Genomic DNA, 16436 nt, shown 5'->3' on the forward strand with positions numbered 1-16436 from the left:
AAAATGGCAAAGTGGGGAATGGTCATCGACCTCGAAAAATGTACCGGCTGCCAGGCCTGCACCGTCGCCTGCGGCATGGAGAACACCCGCATCCCGGGCGAACACTGGCAGGACGTCATCTTCTTCCAGGAAGGCACGTATCCGAACACCCAGCTCAAGTGGTTCCCGCGCCCGTGCATGCATTGCGAGAACCCCTCCTGCGTGGCGGTCTGCCCGACCCGCGCCACCACCAAGAACGAGGACGGCTTCGTCCTGGTCGACTGGGACCGCTGCATCGGCTGCCACTATTGCATGATCGCCTGCCCCTACGGTGTGCGCTGGTTCCAGAACCAGCCGCCCACCTACGGCGGCCCCGACATCATGAAGGAATTCCCGAGTGGTGACGGCCACACCCTGATCGGCGAGGAAGGCCGCAACTGGAACCCGCCCTGGGCGCTGCCGGAGGCGAAGCAGGATTGGAAGCACGGCGTCGGCGTCGGGCCGCGCAACGTGGTCACCAAGTGCACCTTCTGCCACCACCGCGTCAGTCAGGCCCCGAAGGGGGTGGCGGATCTGGATCCGTCCGACCCGAAACTGCGCGACTACACACCGGCGTGCGTGGTCACCTGCGCGCCGGGCGCCCGCTATTTCGGCGATCTGGCCAATCCGGACAGCCAAGTCAACAAGCTGATCGCCAACAAGAACGGTGTCCGCCTGCTCGACCAGTACGGCAACAAGCCGCAGGTCTACTACCTCACCGGCGAGGGCGGCTCGGTGCCGGCCAACCGCGTCATTAAGAAATCCTGAGGAGTCCAGCCATGATCGCAATCCGAGAACCCCGCGACTTCGCGGAAGTCTTCAAGACCCTGATGGCCATGTGGCGCGAGGAGGGCACGGTCCGCTTCGCCAGGACGGTGCTCCGGCTCGGCCACGAGCCGAGTGCCGCCGGTGTGATGTGGAGCATCGGCCTGATCGGAACCCTGATCACCTTCGCCTGGTGCATGTACATGGAGGTGGTGGAAGGTCATGCCGCCCTCAACATGCTCAGCGACGGCATCAACTGGGGCGCCCAGATCCCGACCTACGTGTTCTTCGCCCTGACCTCGTCGGGTCTGACCATGATCGCCGCGCTGCCCATGGTGTTCGGCTTCAAGCAGTTCTATCCGATCGCCAAGCGCGCCATCTGGCTGGCCATCATCACCCTCATCGCCGGCTTCGCCGTCCTGGCCTTCGAGCTGGGGCACCCGTTCCGCATGCTCTGGGCGGTGCCCACCGGCTTGCAGATCATGAGCCCGATGTTCTGGATGGGCGTGTTCTACACCATCGACCTCATCCTGCTCATCATCAAGTTCTACCTGCTCTGGCAGGATGACTGGGACAGCCCGAAGAGCCACATGGTCGGCATCCTGAGCTTCGTCGCGGTCATCCTCGCCTCCGGCATGCTGGGTCTGTTGTTTGGCTCGGTGGTGATGCGGCCGATGTGGTACGGCTCCTTCACCTCCATCTACTTCATGCTCACCGCCGCCCTGTCCGGCGCCGCCATGATCGTGCTGTCGACCTACATGGCCTACGGCTTCGACCGCGACAATATGCCGGCCACGCTCAAGACCCTGGCTGGCAGCGATGAGTTGCCCAAGGTGTTCGCCACCCTGGCCGGCATCGCCCTGGTGATGATCCTGACCCGCTTCTGGACCGGTATGTGGACCAACCTGGACGGCATGGAAGGCTTCAAGAAACTGGCCGCTTCGCCCTGGTTCCACCTGGAAATCTGGGTCGGCCTGGCGCTACCTTTCATCGCCATGATGCATCCTGCCACCAACCGCAAGGTAGGCTGGCAGGTCGCCTCGGCCGCGCTGGTGTTGATCGCCATGTTCATCAATCGCATCGAGTTCGTCATCAGCGGTCAGCTGGTGCCCCTGTTCAAGGGCACCTGGGTCAACAGCCTGATCGATTACACGCCTTCGTTCACGGAATGGATGAGCATCGCCATGGGCTTCTTCATCGTCCTCATGCTCTACGGTTTGGGCGAGAAATTGTTCAGGCTGCATGCCAGCCCCTCGACCGGGGCCGCCGGCGAGACAGCCAAGGTTGTCACCTCCGTGCCAGCCTGAGGGCGGTTCGGCCGCCGGCCTACTTGGAGAAAGCAAGACTCGAATGACCGCACAGCTCACACACCATCCGGCCGCCGAGGCGGCTGCCGCAACGATCCTCTGGGGCACCCTCGGACGCGTCTTTCTGCCGCCGCTGCAGGTCGATCTTTGGCGCGCCATGCAGGCCGAGTTGCCACTCGATTTGGCCGAATGGGTGGCTGAACTCGACCTGAACGATACGCTGCGTGTCGACGACCTGATCGGGGCCCTGCAGGCTTATCCGGAGCATGAGGCCCTGCTGGTGCACCACAGCGGCTTGTTCTACGTGCCACCCGTGCGCGTGCCGCTCAACCTGGGACAGTATCTGGACGGCGCTCTCAACGGGCCCTCGCTGGACGCGCTGGAGCGCTGGCATAGCGCTTTCGGCCTGCACAAGCGAGACGATTTTTACGATCTGGCCGATCACCTGACTGCGGTGCTCGAATTCCTGGCCCTGGTGGCCGAGCGGGGTGAACCCGGGCAGGCCGCGATCTTCGCCAACACCTTCCTGCTGCCGGCCCTGCCGCGGCTGATCGCCCGGATCGAGGTCGAGGCCGTCGATTCGCCTTACGCCTGGCTTGCGCGCTTCACCCACGCGGCCCTGGCACGCTGCTACCCGAGCGACGGATTGCCGACCGGGCGCGACCGGCCGCGCTACCGCATCCGCCCTGTGGGCGATGGCTGGCGGCGCTGCACTCGCTGCGACCAGCCCATTGCCACGGAGAGGGAACTGGCCGTCCTGGAAAAGGCGCTCACCGGGGCCGGCCTGCCAATCGATCACTTAAGCCTGTGCCTCGACTGTCGTGATGCGGCCCGTGGCTGGGAGCACCGGCCCCTGCCCACCATGCGCCGCTGAGGAGTAAGGCGCATGAATACAGCGCGCTCTCCAGCTGCGAGCGTGTTGCATCGGGTGCCCGGCAACTGCGCCCTCATCATCGGATCGGCCGATCTCTTGGCCAGGCGGCTCGACATGGTTCGCGCCGCCGGCCTGAAGCCGGCGCTGCTCGACACCGACGGGGGCGGATCGCTGCCGCGCGGGCCAAGGGCGTTGCCCGGCCGGTTGCACGATTTGTCCGGCTGGGCGGGCGCTTTCACCGCACGGCTGGCCACGGCGCGGGGCCCGGTAGACCTGGCCCCGCTCTCCTACCATGCCGACGGCCATTTCGACTGGGTGCTGGATTTCTCGGATCAGGCCACCTGCGCTGCGGAGCTGCCGCCACCCGGCTACTACCGGCTGGCGGCAGACGACTATCCCGGGCTCAAACGCGCCCTGATCGAGATCGCCCGCTCATTGCGCGAAGGCTTCGTCAAACCCGAGTACCTCCGTTTCGATGCCGTCCGCTGCCTCCATGCCCGCCAGGGCGTGGCCGGCTGCCGCCGATGCCTCTCCACGTGTCCGGCCGGGGCGATCCGGGCCGGCAGCGAGGCGGTGCACCTCGAATCCATGCTCTGCCAGGGCTGCCTCGCTTGCGTCCCGCTCTGCCCCACCGGCGCGTTGCAGTCGTCCCAACGCCAGCCCGCCGACGTGATGGCGGACCTGGAGGCGCGCTTGGCCGGCGGGGGGCGACAGGCGGCGGCTGCGCCTGAGGGGCTGTGGATCGGGGCGCCGGAAGCCCTGGCCGAGGCGCCGGCAGGTTGGCTCGTCTGGCCGGCTGAGGCCCCGGCCGGCCTGGGGCCGGCCATCTGGCTCGCTGCCCTGGCCCTGGGCTGTCGGCGCGTGGCAATCGCCCCGGCCCGGCCCGCATCCGTGCAGCGCACTTTGCAGGACGCGATCGCGCTTGCCCAGGGGCTGCTCACCGGGCTCGGCCTGCCGCCAGCCGTGGCGTCCGCCGCCGATGCGCTGACTCTGCCAGCCATTCCCGCCTTGCCGCCCCTGCCGCCGGCAAAATTGCGCGCTGCCGGCAGCGAACGCGACCTGCTCCTGGCCGCCCTGGATCATCTGGCCGCCGCGCGATCGGCGGCTGGCGCGCTGCCGCTGGTGGATGCCCCCTTTGGCGAAGTGGTCGTCGAGGCCGAGCGCTGCACCCTGTGCGGCGCCTGTGCGCGTCTTTGCCCGCAAGCCGCCTTGAGCCTGGCGGGGGTTGAGGGCCTCACCTTCACCGAGGCGCGTTGTGTGCAGTGCGGCCTGTGTGCCAATGCCTGCCCGGAACAGGCCATCGCGTTGCGTCCGCGCCTGCTCACTGACCGCTCGGCGCGCGAGATGCCAAGGCGGCTGGTGCAGGCGACGGCGCCGCATTGCCCAGGCTGCGGCGCGCCTCATGCCGGACCGGCTCCGAGTACGGGCAGCCGCGTTCTGGCGGAACAGGCGCGGTTGCGGCCGGAACTTGCCCGGTTGCTCGCGCTGTGTCCCGAATGCCGGCAGCGGGCCATGGCGGCGGACCTGGCGCGGGCCGCACCGACCTGAATCAGGCCCGGGCCGGAAAGATCAGGTCGAGCATCCGTGTCCGCTCCTGCGCCGTGGGCAGAGCGGCCGTCATCGGCGCCGAGGCCTCGCCCGGTCGGCGCGGATGGAAGGCCGGGCTGGCGCGCCAGTCCACCCGGCCCTCGGCATCGAAGGCGACCAGGCCCCAGGTCTCGTTCGCCACCGTCTCGGGTTCACCGTCTTTCAGGCGCACATACCATTCCGCCAGGCGCAGGGTGCGGCCGGCAAAATCCGGCGCCACGGCCTCGCCACGCGCCAGCGCCACGTAGAGGGCGTGGGGCAGGGGGTGCACCGTCCCCGCGTCGTCCAGCAGAAACACATAGGACGCGTGCCGCGCCGAGACCGCGGGAAGCGCGTCGTGGCGCCGGCGATATTCCATGTCGAGGCTATCGAGCAGGGTCAGCACCTCGTCGTAGACTTCGCGCGCCGTCGCGTCGCGCACCTCATCCCGGCGCAGGGTCAGGTTCTCACGCAAATCGGCCAGTGCGGCCAGCGTGCCTTCCAGGGCGGCGCGTTCGATGGCGAGGTCGCGCTGCGGCTGAACGGGGGCTGTCGGTTCTGTCATGAACGCTCCTTGTTATTCGTTTCCAGGCCGATTATTCCAGCCGGCGCGAGGATGCGTGTCACAGCGCAAACAATAGCGTTGCGCAGGCCGCGAGCGCGGCGGGTCCACTGCCGCTGTGGCAGGCGCCGTGCCATCCAGGACATGGCGGATGACTTCGATTACAGGGTTCACCGTTCACTCGGTCAGGACGATGCCGATCACGGTCGCGATGCCGGCCAGGAAGGCGAGCCAGGCGAAGGGACGGCGCTGGTGTTCGGCCTCAGGCAGCAGGTGGGTGGCGCCCACGTAGACCAGCATGCCGGCAGAGAGCGACAGCAGCGTGCCCAACAGCGGCGCGTCGATGCGGCTGATGAAAGGGTAGGCGGCGAGCATACCGAGCGGCGTGGGCGATCCAGAAGGACTGGGCCAAGGGCATTTCCGTCAACCCAACATGCCCAGGATGATCCTGTCCACCGCCGCCTCGGGCGAGAGCCCCCGTGCCATTAGGGCCTCGATCTGGCGTTCATCCACGCTGCCGATGGCCGCCTCGTGGGTGACCTTGGCCTGGGGATGGGTGACCTTCACCTCCGGCACGGCGCTGGCTACCGCATGGCCGCGCACGATCTCCAGGCAGTCGACGTGGCCGCGGGCACCGGCGGCGTTGCCATAGGTGGCGCCCAGGATGCGGGCGCGCGCCTCGTCCTCCACCGCCACCCGGGTCTTGACGAGGCCCCGGGCGTCTTCCCCGTTCAGGTGCACCCGCTCGCTGAGATCGATGCGGTCCGCGAGGTGGCCGTAGATCTTGCTCATGAGTTCGGCGGTGGCCGCGCGGCCCACCTCCACCTCGTAGTCGATGTCGAGCTTGCCCACGCGGCCCTGGGTGAGGCTGAAGTCGGCCCGGAAGTGGGCCTCCTCCCCCACCTTCACGCGGGCCTTGGGCACCACCTCGATGCCGCCCGACAGGCCGTGGTAATGCACCTCGTTGTAGGTCAGGCGCGCGCCGGGTTCGAGCTCGATGCGGGCGTCCATGGCGTGGCGGGCCATGTCGGGGAACATGAACAGGCAGTGGGACCAGAAGGTGGCGATGGCGCCCGCCTCCAGGGTGAGTTCCAGCTCCACGTTCTGCACCCCGAAACGCTCGAACAGGCCAAAACACAAGTGCACCGGCTGGGCGATCACCTGCCCGGCCTCCACCGTCACCCGGGCATGCACGCCCTTCTGGTCGGCGTGGGCCTCGACCGCCACCCCGGGAACCGACTGCTGGCTCACGAGCTGATGGCCGTAGGCCACGATGTGGGCCGTGTCCGGCGCCAGGATCACGCCGGGGTCCTCGCCCAGAGTGCGGAAGGCGTCGTAGAGGGTGGCAAGGTCAGCCATGGCAGGTCTCCCCGTCGCAGCGCCGGCAGCGCCGGGCCTTGAAGTTTTCGATCACGGCGCCCGGCGCCCCCGCGCAAACGATGCGCCCGCCGCACAGCTGGCTGGCCCGGTCGGCGCCGGCGGCAAGCGCCTCCTGGTGGGTGATGAGCAGTACCGCGCCCTGGTGGCGCAGGGTCCGGATGACGCCCTCGATCTCCGTTTGGGAGAGGAAGTCGATCCCCGCCGTGGGCTCGTCCAGGATGGCCAGGCGCGGCGAGAGCGCCAGCACCCCGGCCAACTCGATGCGCTTCCTCTCGCCGCCGGAGAGGGCCTTGTCCAGGGGGCGGGACAAATACGCCTGCGGCGCCAGGCCTACCTGGACGAGGCAGTCGGCGGAGGGGCGCTTGCCGCCCAGGACGAGGTAGTCCGCCACCGTGAGCCCATCGAAGCGGGCGGGCTCCTGCCAGGCCAGGGCCAGGCCCCGCCGGGCCCGTTCGTGCAGGGGCAGCGCGGTGATGTCCTCGCCGTCAAAGACGATGTGCCCGGCCTGGGGCCGGTAGCCGGCGCAGCCCATCAGGGCGTAGGCCAGGCTGGACTTGCCGGCGCCGTTCGCACCCAGCAGGACGTGCAGCTCGCCCTTCTCCACCGCCAGCTCGATGCCGTTCAGGATGCCTCGCCCGCCCAGGGTGAGGGTAAGGCCGGCGGTTTCCAGCAGTTTTGCCATGGCCATCGCGCTCAGCGCACAGGGATGGTCAGTACCGGGGCCTGGGGCAGGGCCCCGGATTCGGTGATGGACATGAACATCATCAGGAACACGAGCATGCGTTTCGAGGCCAGGTCGCGGTCGTCCACCCAGAACCAGCGGCCCCGGTAGGGCTCGACAAGCCTCAGTGCGCCTCCGACACGTTCTTGAACTCATTGTCCTTGCGTTTGCCGAGATCCTTGCAGGGCGGTTCCGGCCAGGCGTAGTCGGGGTTGACGGTGACGTCCACCGACTCGATCGCCGGTCGGCTCACCAGCTTCTTCGCGTAGGCCCATTGCAGGTCCTGGAACCGGTCGATGTCGGCGGGTTCGAACTTGCCCGACTCGATCTTCTTCATCTGGCTGCGCACGTCGTGGGGGTAGGTGGCGGCGTTGATCACCACCCGCACCGCCCGGCCGGTGGAGAGGCGCTTGACCACGAAATCGCTCTCTTTCAGCTTGGGGTCGATGAGGTGCGAGCCGAAGCGGGCGCGGGCGCCGGTGAGATAGGCCGCCACGTCGCCGCCGCAGGCGGAGTTGTTGGAGGCGATGATCAGATCGGTGCGGTCGATCATCTCACCGGGGAACAACCGGTCGAAGGCCACGCGCAAGGCCGTCGCGCCTTCCACCAGGCCGCCGCAGAAATGGCCGTGGAACTTGATCAGATCCTTGAGGGTGATGACCTTCGGCTCGCTGGCGTAGCGGCCGTACTTGTTCACCGTGTCGCGCACTTGGAACACCGGGGCATGGGGTGCCTCGGCCAGCCAGGCGGGATAGTACCAGTCGGCGGCATTGTCGGCCGGCGCCGCGGCCCATGTCGGGGTTGCGAGGGCAAGCAGAAGGAGGAGCAGTGTTTTCATGGCATTTTTCCTATCGGTCGTGCTTATGTTCATGATCGTGCGCCGGCAACTCGCGCCAATGCACGGTTCGGGTTATCGGTTCCGGCTGCAGGGTGGCATGGTGGATGCCGAAGCGCTCGGCCAGCAGGGCATGGCTGGCTTCCAGCACGCTCTCCCAGCGGGCGATGTCGTGGACCACCAGATGGGCGGAGAGCAGCGGCTCATCCGCCTTGACGTTCCAGATGTGCAGGTCGTGCACCGAGGCCACGCCGGGCACGCCGGCCAGCGCCCGGCCCACCGCTTCCGGCTCGATGTCGAACGGCGCCCCTTCCATCAGGCCGTGCAGGGCCTCGCGCAGCAGCCGCAGGCTGGAGACCAGGATCAGGCCGCCGATGGCCAGCGAGAGCAGCGGGTCGATCGGGGTCCAGCCGGTGAAGGCGATGATGAGGCCCGAGAGCAGGGCCGCCACCGAACCGAGCAGGTCGCCCAGCACGTGCAGCAGCGCGGCGCGGGTGTTGAGATTTTTTTCGCCGCGCGTGAGCAGCCAGGCCACCAGCAGGTTGATGGCCAGGCCAATAGCGGCGGTGACGGAGACCGCTTCACCCTGCACCGCCAACGGTGTCTGCAGGCGCTCGACGGCGGAAATGGCCAGCCAGGCCACCAGGGCGAGCAGGGCCAGGCTGTTGATCAGCGCGGCGATGAACTCGGCGCGGCCCAGGCCGTAGCTGTGCCGGGGCGAAACCGGCCGCCGCGCCAGCCAGGCCGCGCCTGCCGCCAGCGCGAGTGCGGCGGCGTCGTTGACCATGTGGCCGGCATCCGCCACCAGGGCCAGCGACCCGGCCCACAGGCCGACGCCGGCCTCGACGGCGGCGAAGGCGAGCGTGAGCAGCATGGCCAGCAACAGCGTGTTGCCGGCACTGGCCGGATGGCTGTGCGGGTGATTCATGCGGGACTTGTCTTCGCAAAGTTGTGGCGCAGCCAGGCCTCGATGGCCTCGGTGTGCGGCAGCCCGGAAAACACGATCGTTCCCTCCGCCAGCAGCGTCGGGGTTTGCGCATGGGGGATGCCCAAGGCCTCGGCGTCCTTGCGGATGTCCAGCTTCAGCGCCAGCCCCAGCGCGCCGGCGGCGCAGGTCAGACGTTTTTCCAGGCGCAAAAGCGGCTCGCCGCTGCCGACCAGGGTCAGGGCAACGCAGGGCGCGCCGCTGGCCGGAGGGGCGGCGCAATGGGTCATGGCATCGGTGCCCGCAGTGCCGGCCGGGCCATGGCCAGCCGCGGGGTTTCGCGTTCAGCCTGCATGGCTGTCTCCTTGCGCCGGCTGCAACCAGGCCTCGATCTGCCTGTGGCTGGGGACGCCGCCGCTGTGGACCAGCCGGCCGTCAATCGCCACCGCCGGTGGGCGCAACACCTGGTAGCCCAGGAGGCGGGCGGGCTCGGCGACCTTTTCCAGGCGGATGTCGAGCCCGAGCTCCCGTGCCGTCTCGTCGATGCGGCGGAAGGTCTTGTTGCAGGCAGGGCAGTCGAAACCGAGCACTTCGATGTGACGCATGGTCCGCACCTTCATGCCTTGCGCCGCAGCACGCCGGACAGTTCGGTGCCCGGCGCGAGGGTGTTGTAGACGGTGCCGAATTTCTTCACGTTCTCGTGCAGCAGTTCCAGGCGCCGGTCGGTCTCGTCGGTGTCGACCACGACCTCGTAAGCGATGGCGACCAGCTTGGGCGGGGACTCCTGACGCACGCCGCTGACCCGTACCTCCAGGCCGGAAAAGCGGAATTGCAGCAGCGGCGCCACCCGCTCGATGCCCTTGGCGATGCAGCCGGCCAAGGCCGCGAGCAGCAGCTCGGCCGGATTGAGGGCGTCGCTGCGGCCCTTGAGGTCGGTGTCGATGATGAGCTCTGCGTCCTTGCAGGAAAGCACGCTGCCGTGGGCATCGAGGCGTTCCAGGATCACTTGGTAGTCGCGCACTGTCCGTCCTTTGCGGGCCGCCGCCTGTCCAGCCGGCCTATTTCACCGGCACGGTCTTGGGCGTGAGGTTGGTCACCAGGCTGATCAGGCCGCCGTTGACGTAGACCACGTCCTTGAAGCCGATGGCCTTGAGCAGGGCCGTGGCGCCGGCCGCGCGGTTGCCGGAGTGGCAGACCACGACGATCTTGCCGTCTTTCGGCAGGCGGTCCAGGTTCGCCTTTTTGAACAGCTCGTGCATAGGGATGGACAGGGCGCTGGGGTGGGAGAGCTTCACCACGCCGGTCTCCTCGGGGGTGCGGATGTCGAGCAGGGTCAGCTTCTCCTGTTTGGCCAGCATCTCCAGCACCTGGGGCGCTTCGATCTTGCAGGGCTTGGTGACGAAGAACTGCCGGTCCATCTGGCCGGTGACGGTGTCGTGGATGCGGTCGGCCAGGGCGCCGTCGTAGGCCTGGGCGCCGAGGGACAGCGTGGCGGTCAGGAGCAGGGTGGAAAAATGCAGCAAGGGTTTCATAGTCGGATTCCTTAAACAGTGGGTTGGCAATGTCTCGCTCCATGCCTCAGGTGGCGTGGGGTTTTGTTGTCGTGGCAAGCCAGCGTTCGATCTCGCGCCGGATGGCGTCGCGCGCGCGGCGGAAGGCGGCCAGTTGCTCGGCCTGCGTGCCTGGCGCGGCGGTCGGGTCGTCGATGGCCCAGTGCAGGGTTTCGTTGTCGCGTGGAAAGTCGGGGCAGGATTCGCGCGTGCGGTCGCACAGGGTGATCACCCTGTCGAACCGGGTGTCGAGGAATTCGTTGAGGTGCTTGCTGCGCTGGCCGGCGATGTCGATGCCGGCCTCGGCCATGGCCTCTACCGCCAGGGGGTGCAAGGGTCTGGGCTCCAGGCCGGCGCTGTGGACCTCGAAGCCCGGGCCGCCCAGGGCCCGCAACAGCCCCTCGGCCATCTGGGAGCGGGCGGCGTTGCCGTCGCACAGGAACAGGACGCGCTGGGGTGTAGGCATGATCGTCTCCTGCCGGTGGGTGGCGGCTCAGGCGGCGCAGGCGCCGCAGGTCTTGGCCGGCAAGGCGGGCGCCATGCCGTCCTTCATGTGCCAGAGGATGCGTAGCGCCCAGGCGGGCAGCTCCGGGTGGATGCGGTAGTGCATCCACACCCCCTCGCGCCGGGCCAGCACCAATCGCGCCTCGCGCAGCACGGCCAGGTGCCGGGAGACCTTGGGCTGCGCTGCGTTCAGGCGCTGGTGCAGGTTACAGACACAGCACTCAGCCTCGTCGAGCAGAAAAACCAGAATGCGGCGGCGCAGGGGGTCGGCCAGGGCTTCGAACAGGGTCTGCGGGTCCATCGCATATATCCTTCATGGCATATATGCTTGATAGCCCGCAGTCTTTCAGAATGCAAGGACTGATTGGGTATAGGCGCCCAAGAGATATGTACTGGCGGATACGGGTGGGGATCGGCTCAGCCCAGCCAGCCCTCGATCTTCTTGCGGTCGGGCACGCCGCCGGCGTGGACCACCTTGCCGTCGATCACCACGCCGGGAGTGGACATGACGCCGTAGGACAGGATGGCGCCCATGTCGGTGACCTTTTCCACCGACACTTCGACGCCCTTGGTCTTGGCCACGTCCTGGATGAGTTTGGCGGTGGTTTCGCAGTTGGCACAGCCGCTGCCGAGTACCTTGATGTCTTTCATGGGATGTCCTTTCATTGCCAGCGCCGCGCGGGCGGCGTCCCGGATCAGGGCCTCCGGGATGGCCTCGTAAATTGTGCCATTCAGTTCGATGGCGCGGCAGCACACGGCCTCACCCACCAGCTCGCAGCAGGAGGCGCAGTGGGTTTCGGTCGCGCGCGCGCCGAGCCAGTCTTCGAGCGGACGGCCGTCGATCAGCACCAGGTTCGACTCGGGCAGTTGCTCGGGCCCGAGCGCGGTTTCGCGAAACTGCACGTCGATGCCGGCAGCGGCCAGCTCCGCGGCCAGCCGGGCCAGGGTCTGGCGCAGGGCGCTGCCGGTGTCGTCGCAGCGCGCACAGGTGTTGCCGTGGGCGACCAGGTGGCGCCATTCGATGTCGAGCGTGGCCATCAGCAGCAGGACTTGCCGCCCGGGGTGGGCGTGCAGCAGGCGCCGCCGGCCTCGGCGATGGCGATGGTCAGCGGCTTGCCCTTGGCGACCTTGGGTTTCCCTGCTGGCGCGGCCTCGGCGACTTGTGTCTGTGCCGCGGCGCGGGCCGCATCGAAGCTGGCGTCGAGCAGTTGGCCCGCCTCGTCGCGGATGTGGCGGGCGATCTCGATCACGGTGTCGATGTGGGCCTCGGGCACGCCGTATTCGCGCAGCTTGTCGAGTTGGCACAGGCCCTGTTTCGGGTGCTTGGCCGCGATGTTGGCGGCGAGCGCCACCAGGGCGACGATGGAAGGGTGCAGTTCGCTCATAGGACACTCCTCAGCGCATTGAAGATGACGCCGACCAGCACGAAGCTGACGGCGAGATAGCCGGCGAAGATGCCGAGCAGCGGCCACTTGGCCACCTTGCGCAATATCAGCATCTCGGGCAGGGAGAGGGCGATCACCGCCATCATGAAGGCGAGCACGGTGCCGATGGGCACACCCTTGCTGAGCAGGGCCTCGGCCACGGGGATGACGCCCACCGCGTCGGAATACATCGGCACGCCGGCGAGCACGGCGACGATCACGGAGAGCACGCTGCCGTCGCCGGCGATGCGGGCGACGAAGTCGGCCGGCACGTAGCCGTGGATGAGGGCGCCGATGCCGACGCCGATCAGCACGTATTTCCAGATGCGGCCGACGATCTGGCGCACCTCGTTCCAGGCGTAGTCGTGGCGCGCGCGCAGGCCGCCGTTGCCGTTCTCGGCCACCTGCGCCTCGCCCATGCGGATCTGCCAGACATAGTCCTCCACCCAGCGCTCCAGCTTGAAGGCCTGCAGCACATAGCCGCCGATGAAGGCGATGGTCAGGCCGGTCGCCACATAGATCAGCGTCAGCTTCCAGCCGATCACGCCAGCCAGCACCACCACCGCGACCTCGTTGACCATGGGGCTGGCGATCAGGAAGGACAGCGTCACGCCGAGCGGGATGCCGGCCTCGACGAAACCGATGAACAACGGGATCGACGAGCAGGAGCAGAAGGGGGTGACCGCGCCCAGGCCCACCGCCATCAGCCGGGCGCCGGGGCCGGAGCGGCCGCGCATCATGGCCCGTACCTTCTCCGGGGTGAGCAGGGCGCGCAGCCAGCCCATGAGATAGATCACGCTGGTGAGCAGCACCAGGATCTTGGCCACGTCCATGACGAAGAAATGCAGCGCCGCGCCGAGTGGCGAGGCCGGTGCGAGGCCGATGAGATCGAAGACCAGAAGGGTGGCGAGGGCGTCGAACATTTATTGCGCCTCGAACTCGGTGAAGGCCCGGTTCATGTTCGCCCGATGCAGCTCGCCGTAGTTCTGCAGATGGCGGAAGGCCGGCAGGTCGGCATAGCGGTCGAGCACTTCGCTCATCGGCTCCATCTCGCGCGCGGCCGTGCCGATCTTCCCGACCAGGAAATCGTAGTAGTCGCCGGTCTCGCGCTGCGCCTGGGCCAGATCGCAGACGCGGCCGTGGCCGGGCACGAGGCGCGCGGGATCAAGGGCCTTCAGGGCGGCGAAGGCGCGCTGGCCGTTCTTCACGCTCGACCAGGGCAGTACGCCGAGCAGGCGATCGACGTAGACCAGGTCGCCGGTGAACACCACCCGCTGCCGCGGCAGCCAGACCCAGGCATCGCCTGGGTAATGGGCATCGGTGTAGCGCAGGACGAGCGTCTCGCCGCCCAGCGTCAGGGTGGCCTCGTCACCCTCCAGGGTGTGCGAAGCCGGCCGCGGCTGCGTGCCTTTCAGGCGCGCGCCGAGAAAGCCCTTGAGGCCGTTCATCTGCTGCTCGGCATAGTGCGCCTGGGTGGCGGCGGTGCGGCTCATTGCGATGACCTCGGCACCGTGTTCGGCGAAATAGGCGTTGCCCAGCCAGCGGTGGTCCTGGCTGCCGGTGTTGATCACCCAGCGGATGGGCTGTGCCGTCACCGCGCGCACCGCGGCGGCGAGCTTCTCGGCGCCCAGTCGGCTGGCGCCCGAGTCGATCAGGATCACGCCCTGGGGCGTGACGATGAAGCCGTAATTGGCGTTGAGGCCGTCGTTCTCCGCGCTGCGCTGGCCCAGCGGGCCGACGATGGCCCAGACCTTGTCGGCGACCGGCTTGGCCTTGGGTTGATAGGTATCCCCGGCGTGCAGCGTCGTACTGCCGACGAGCATAGCGAAACAGAAAAACAAGGTGCGCAGCATGCGTTCTCCTTTGTGTTCAGAGGCCGAGGGCGGCACGCACTGCCGGCACCAGCCGGGCGCGAATGTCGTCGCGCACCGCGATGAACGATGCCAGAGGCTCGCCGTGCGGATCGTGGAAGGGCAGGTGGATGGCGCGCACCGGCTTGGGGAAGACGGGGCAGGATTCCTTGGCGTTGTCGCAGACGGTGACCACCAGGGCGATGTCTTCGTGCATCACCGCCTCGACATCCTTGGGAAAGAGGCCGTCGGTCGGCAGGCCGGCGAGCTTCAAGGCCTCGATGGCGCCGTCGGCCACCTTGGGCTGAGGCCGGGTGCCGGCGGAGATGGCGCGCACTTGGCCGGCCAGGTCGTGGTTGAGCAGCGCTTCGGCCATTTGCGAGCGGCAGGAGTTGCCGGTGCAGAGGACCAATACCGTGGGTGGCGACATGGGGTTTCCTTCTAGTTTGCGTTGGCGCCGGCCTCGTACCAGGCGCGACTGCGGTTGACGATCTTCACCACCGAGAGCATGACCGGCACCTCGATCAGCACGCCGACCACGGTGGCCAGCGCCGCCCCGGACTGGAAGCCGAACAGGGAGATGGCGGCGGCCACGGCCAGCTCGAAGAAGTTGGAGGCACCGATCAGGGCCGAGGGGCCGGCCACGCAATGGGCGACGCCGAACTTGCGGTTGAGCAGATAGGCCAGGCCCGAGTTGAAATAGACCTGGATCAGGATGGGCACGGCGAGCATGGCGATGATCAGCGGCTGGCTGAGGATGGCCTCGCCCTGGAAGGCGAACAGGAGCACCAGGGTGGCGAGCAGGGCGACGATGCCGATGGGGTGCAGGCGCTGCAAGGTGGCCTGGAATACGGCCTCACCTTTTAACCGCAGCCAGCGCCGCCAGGCCTGGGCCAATCCCACCGGGATGACGATGTACATCAGCACCGAGAGGAACAGGGTGTCCCAGGGCACGGTGATGGCCGACAGGCCGAGCAACAGGCCGACGATGGGGGCGAAGGCGAAGATCATGATCACGTCGTTGAGCGCGACCTGGCTCAAGGTGAAGTTCGGCTCGCCGCGCGTGAGGTGGCTCCAGACGAAGACCATGGCGGTGCAGGGCGCGGCGGCCAGGATGATGAGGCCGGCGATGTAACTGTCGATCTGCTCGGCCGGCAGGTAGGGCGCGAACAGATGGCGGATGAAGATCCAGCCGAGCAGGGCCATGGAGAAAGGCTTGACCGCCCAGTTGACGAACAGGGTGACCCCGATGCCGCGCCAGTGCCGCTTTACCTCGTGCAGCGAGGCGAAGTCGATCTTGAGCAGCATGGGGATGATCATCACCCAGATCAGCAGGCCCACCGGCAGGTTGACCTTGGCCACTTCCATCGCGCCCAGGGCCTGGAACGGCGCCGGGACGGCCTGGCCGAGGGCGATGCCGGCGACGATGGCGAGGAACACCCAAAGCGTGAGCCAACGCTCGAAAAAGCCGAGCTTCGCGCCGGCGGCCTGTTCGATGGCCACATTGCATTGGACGCTCATGCTGCGCGCACCTGCTCGGGGTTGCAGACGGGCAGGCAGGGCGTGCCGCCGCAGCAGTTTTCGGTGAGGGTGGCGATGAGCGCGTTCATCGCCGCGTAGTCGGCCGAGTAGTAGATGAAGCGGCCTTCCTGGCGCGACTGCACCAAGCCGGCATGGGCCAGTTCCTTGAGGTGGAAGGACAAGGTGGCCGGAGCGAGGTTCAGGGTCTCGGCGATGCGCCCGGCGGCCAGGCCGTCCTCGCCGGCCTGCACCAGCAGGCGGAAGATGGCCAGGCGGTTTTCCTGGGCGAGGGCGGCAAGGCGCTGGACGGTCTGTTTTATTTCCATGTTTTTATAATCATGGAAATGATGCTGGGCTGTCAAGCAAAAATCCCCCTCCCGACCTCCCCCATAAATGGGGGAGGGGTCTATGGCTGGGTTGGGTTTGAGCCCCTCCCGGCCTCCCCCATAAATGGGGGAGGGGTCTAGGGCTGGGCTGGGTTTGAGCCCCTCCCGGCCTCCCCCATAAATGGGGGAGGGGTCTAGGGCTGGGCTGGGTTTGAGCCCCTCCCGACCTCCCCCATAAATGGGGGAGGGGTCTAAGGCTGGGCTGGGTTTGAGCCCCTCCCGGCCTCCCCCATAAATGGGGGAGGGGT

General features: G+C 67.7%; 23 protein-coding genes. 4 read left to right on the forward strand and 19 right to left on the reverse strand.

Features of this window, described 5'->3' with window-relative positions; translation table 11 throughout:
* The first annotated feature begins 3 nt into the window (after positions 1 to 3).
* The 4 genes from EL388_RS04360 to EL388_RS04375 are packed head-to-tail and all read left to right on the forward strand — an operon-like array spanning position 4 to position 4512.
* A complete protein-coding gene (locus EL388_RS04360) occupies positions 4 to 786 on the forward strand; it encodes a 4Fe-4S dicluster domain-containing protein (RefSeq protein ID WP_197721820.1) in 783 nt (260 codons plus the stop codon).
* An 11-nt stretch (positions 787 to 797) separates the two neighbouring features.
* Positions 798 to 2090: an NrfD/PsrC family molybdoenzyme membrane anchor subunit gene (gene nrfD, locus EL388_RS04365; RefSeq protein ID WP_232019180.1), complete on the forward strand. Its 1293-nt coding sequence runs from the start codon at positions 798 to 800 to the stop codon at positions 2088 to 2090.
* A 43-nt stretch (positions 2091 to 2133) separates the two neighbouring features.
* Positions 2134 to 2964 carry a TorD/DmsD family molecular chaperone gene (locus EL388_RS04370; protein WP_165919153.1) on the forward strand — a complete coding sequence of 277 codons (831 nt, stop codon included), beginning with the start codon at positions 2134 to 2136 and terminating at the stop codon, positions 2962 to 2964.
* A gap of 12 nt (positions 2965 to 2976) precedes the next feature.
* Positions 2977 to 4512 carry a 4Fe-4S binding protein gene (locus EL388_RS04375; RefSeq protein ID WP_126460170.1) on the forward strand — a complete coding sequence of 512 codons (1536 nt, stop codon included), beginning with the start codon at positions 2977 to 2979 and terminating at the stop codon, positions 4510 to 4512.
* Position 4513: 1 nt separating this feature from the next.
* Here the strand turns inward: EL388_RS04375 and EL388_RS04380 are convergent, their stop codons facing one another.
* The 19 genes from EL388_RS04380 to EL388_RS04470 form a co-directional block, all read right to left on the reverse strand.
* Positions 4514 to 5095: a hypothetical protein gene (locus EL388_RS04380; RefSeq protein WP_126460173.1), complete on the reverse strand. Its 582-nt coding sequence runs from the start codon at positions 5093 to 5095 to the stop codon at positions 4514 to 4516.
* Between the two features lie 174 nt (positions 5096 to 5269).
* A complete protein-coding gene (locus tag EL388_RS04385) occupies positions 5270 to 5467 on the reverse strand; it encodes a ZIP family metal transporter (RefSeq protein ID WP_126460176.1) in 198 nt (65 codons plus the stop codon).
* A gap of 48 nt (positions 5468 to 5515) precedes the next feature.
* Positions 5516 to 6451, reverse strand: coding sequence for a SufB/SufD family protein (locus EL388_RS04390; protein ID WP_126460179.1), 936 nt, complete (start codon positions 6449 to 6451; stop codon positions 5516 to 5518).
* Positions 6444 to 7154 carry an ATP-binding cassette domain-containing protein gene (locus EL388_RS04395; protein ID WP_126460181.1) on the reverse strand — a complete coding sequence of 237 codons (711 nt, stop codon included), beginning with the start codon at positions 7152 to 7154 and terminating at the stop codon, positions 6444 to 6446. Before EL388_RS04395 ends, EL388_RS04390 begins: the two co-directional genes overlap by 8 nt.
* Before the next feature lie 163 nt (positions 7155 to 7317).
* Positions 7318 to 8031: a formylmethanofuran dehydrogenase subunit E family protein gene (locus tag EL388_RS04400; RefSeq protein ID WP_165919152.1), complete on the reverse strand. Its 714-nt coding sequence runs from the start codon at positions 8029 to 8031 to the stop codon at positions 7318 to 7320.
* Positions 8032 to 8041: 10 nt separating this feature from the next.
* Positions 8042 to 8956 (reverse strand): cation diffusion facilitator family transporter, encoded by a 915-nt coding sequence (locus tag EL388_RS04405; protein WP_126460188.1) that lies wholly within the window; start codon positions 8954 to 8956, stop codon positions 8042 to 8044.
* Positions 8953 to 9243, reverse strand: a complete 291-nt coding sequence (locus EL388_RS04410; RefSeq protein ID WP_126460191.1) for a thioredoxin family protein — start codon at positions 9241 to 9243, stop codon at positions 8953 to 8955. The genes EL388_RS04405 and EL388_RS04410 overlap by 4 nt, the downstream gene beginning before the upstream one ends.
* Positions 9244 to 9297: 54 nt before the next feature.
* Positions 9298 to 9558 (reverse strand): thioredoxin family protein, encoded by a 261-nt coding sequence (locus EL388_RS04415; protein ID WP_126460194.1) that lies wholly within the window; start codon positions 9556 to 9558, stop codon positions 9298 to 9300.
* A gap of 11 nt (positions 9559 to 9569) precedes the next feature.
* A complete protein-coding gene (locus EL388_RS04420) occupies positions 9570 to 9974 on the reverse strand; it encodes an OsmC family protein (RefSeq protein ID WP_126460197.1) in 405 nt (134 codons plus the stop codon).
* Positions 9975 to 10011: 37 nt separating this feature from the next.
* Positions 10012 to 10485, reverse strand: a complete 474-nt coding sequence (locus tag EL388_RS04425) for a rhodanese-like domain-containing protein (protein WP_126460199.1) — start codon at positions 10483 to 10485, stop codon at positions 10012 to 10014.
* Positions 10486 to 10531: 46 nt separating this feature from the next.
* Positions 10532 to 10969: an arsenate reductase ArsC gene (locus tag EL388_RS04430; protein WP_126460202.1), complete on the reverse strand. Its 438-nt coding sequence runs from the start codon at positions 10967 to 10969 to the stop codon at positions 10532 to 10534.
* Between the two features lie 27 nt (positions 10970 to 10996).
* Positions 10997 to 11308 carry an ArsR/SmtB family transcription factor gene (locus EL388_RS04435; RefSeq protein ID WP_126460205.1) on the reverse strand — a complete coding sequence of 104 codons (312 nt, stop codon included), beginning with the start codon at positions 11306 to 11308 and terminating at the stop codon, positions 10997 to 10999.
* Between the two features lie 116 nt (positions 11309 to 11424).
* Complete coding sequence (locus EL388_RS04440; protein WP_126460208.1) at positions 11425 to 12045, reverse strand: MTH895/ArsE family thioredoxin-like protein; 621 nt, start codon at positions 12043 to 12045, stop codon at positions 11425 to 11427.
* Positions 12045 to 12392 (reverse strand): hypothetical protein, encoded by a 348-nt coding sequence (locus EL388_RS04445; protein ID WP_126460211.1) that lies wholly within the window; start codon positions 12390 to 12392, stop codon positions 12045 to 12047. The genes EL388_RS04440 and EL388_RS04445 overlap by 1 nt, the downstream gene beginning before the upstream one ends.
* Positions 12389 to 13354 carry a permease gene (locus EL388_RS04450; protein ID WP_126460214.1) on the reverse strand — a complete coding sequence of 322 codons (966 nt, stop codon included), beginning with the start codon at positions 13352 to 13354 and terminating at the stop codon, positions 12389 to 12391. The genes EL388_RS04445 and EL388_RS04450 overlap by 4 nt, the downstream gene beginning before the upstream one ends.
* Positions 13355 to 14284, reverse strand: coding sequence for an MBL fold metallo-hydrolase (locus EL388_RS04455; protein ID WP_232019181.1), 930 nt, complete (start codon positions 14282 to 14284; stop codon positions 13355 to 13357).
* A 16-nt stretch (positions 14285 to 14300) separates the two neighbouring features.
* Entirely contained in the window at positions 14301 to 14711 is a 411-nt protein-coding gene (locus EL388_RS04460; protein WP_126460217.1) for an arsenate reductase ArsC, read from the reverse strand.
* An 11-nt stretch (positions 14712 to 14722) separates the two neighbouring features.
* Positions 14723 to 15802 carry an ACR3 family arsenite efflux transporter gene (gene arsB / locus EL388_RS04465; protein WP_126460220.1) on the reverse strand — a complete coding sequence of 360 codons (1080 nt, stop codon included), beginning with the start codon at positions 15800 to 15802 and terminating at the stop codon, positions 14723 to 14725.
* Positions 15799 to 16128 carry an ArsR/SmtB family transcription factor gene (locus EL388_RS04470; RefSeq protein WP_126460224.1) on the reverse strand — a complete coding sequence of 110 codons (330 nt, stop codon included), beginning with the start codon at positions 16126 to 16128 and terminating at the stop codon, positions 15799 to 15801. The genes arsB and EL388_RS04470 overlap by 4 nt, the downstream gene beginning before the upstream one ends.
* Positions 16129 to 16436: the final 308 nt, after the last annotated feature.

It is taken from the genome of Sulfuritortus calidifontis, assembly GCF_003967275.1.
GTDB lineage: Bacteria > Pseudomonadota > Gammaproteobacteria > Burkholderiales > Thiobacillaceae > Sulfuritortus > Sulfuritortus calidifontis.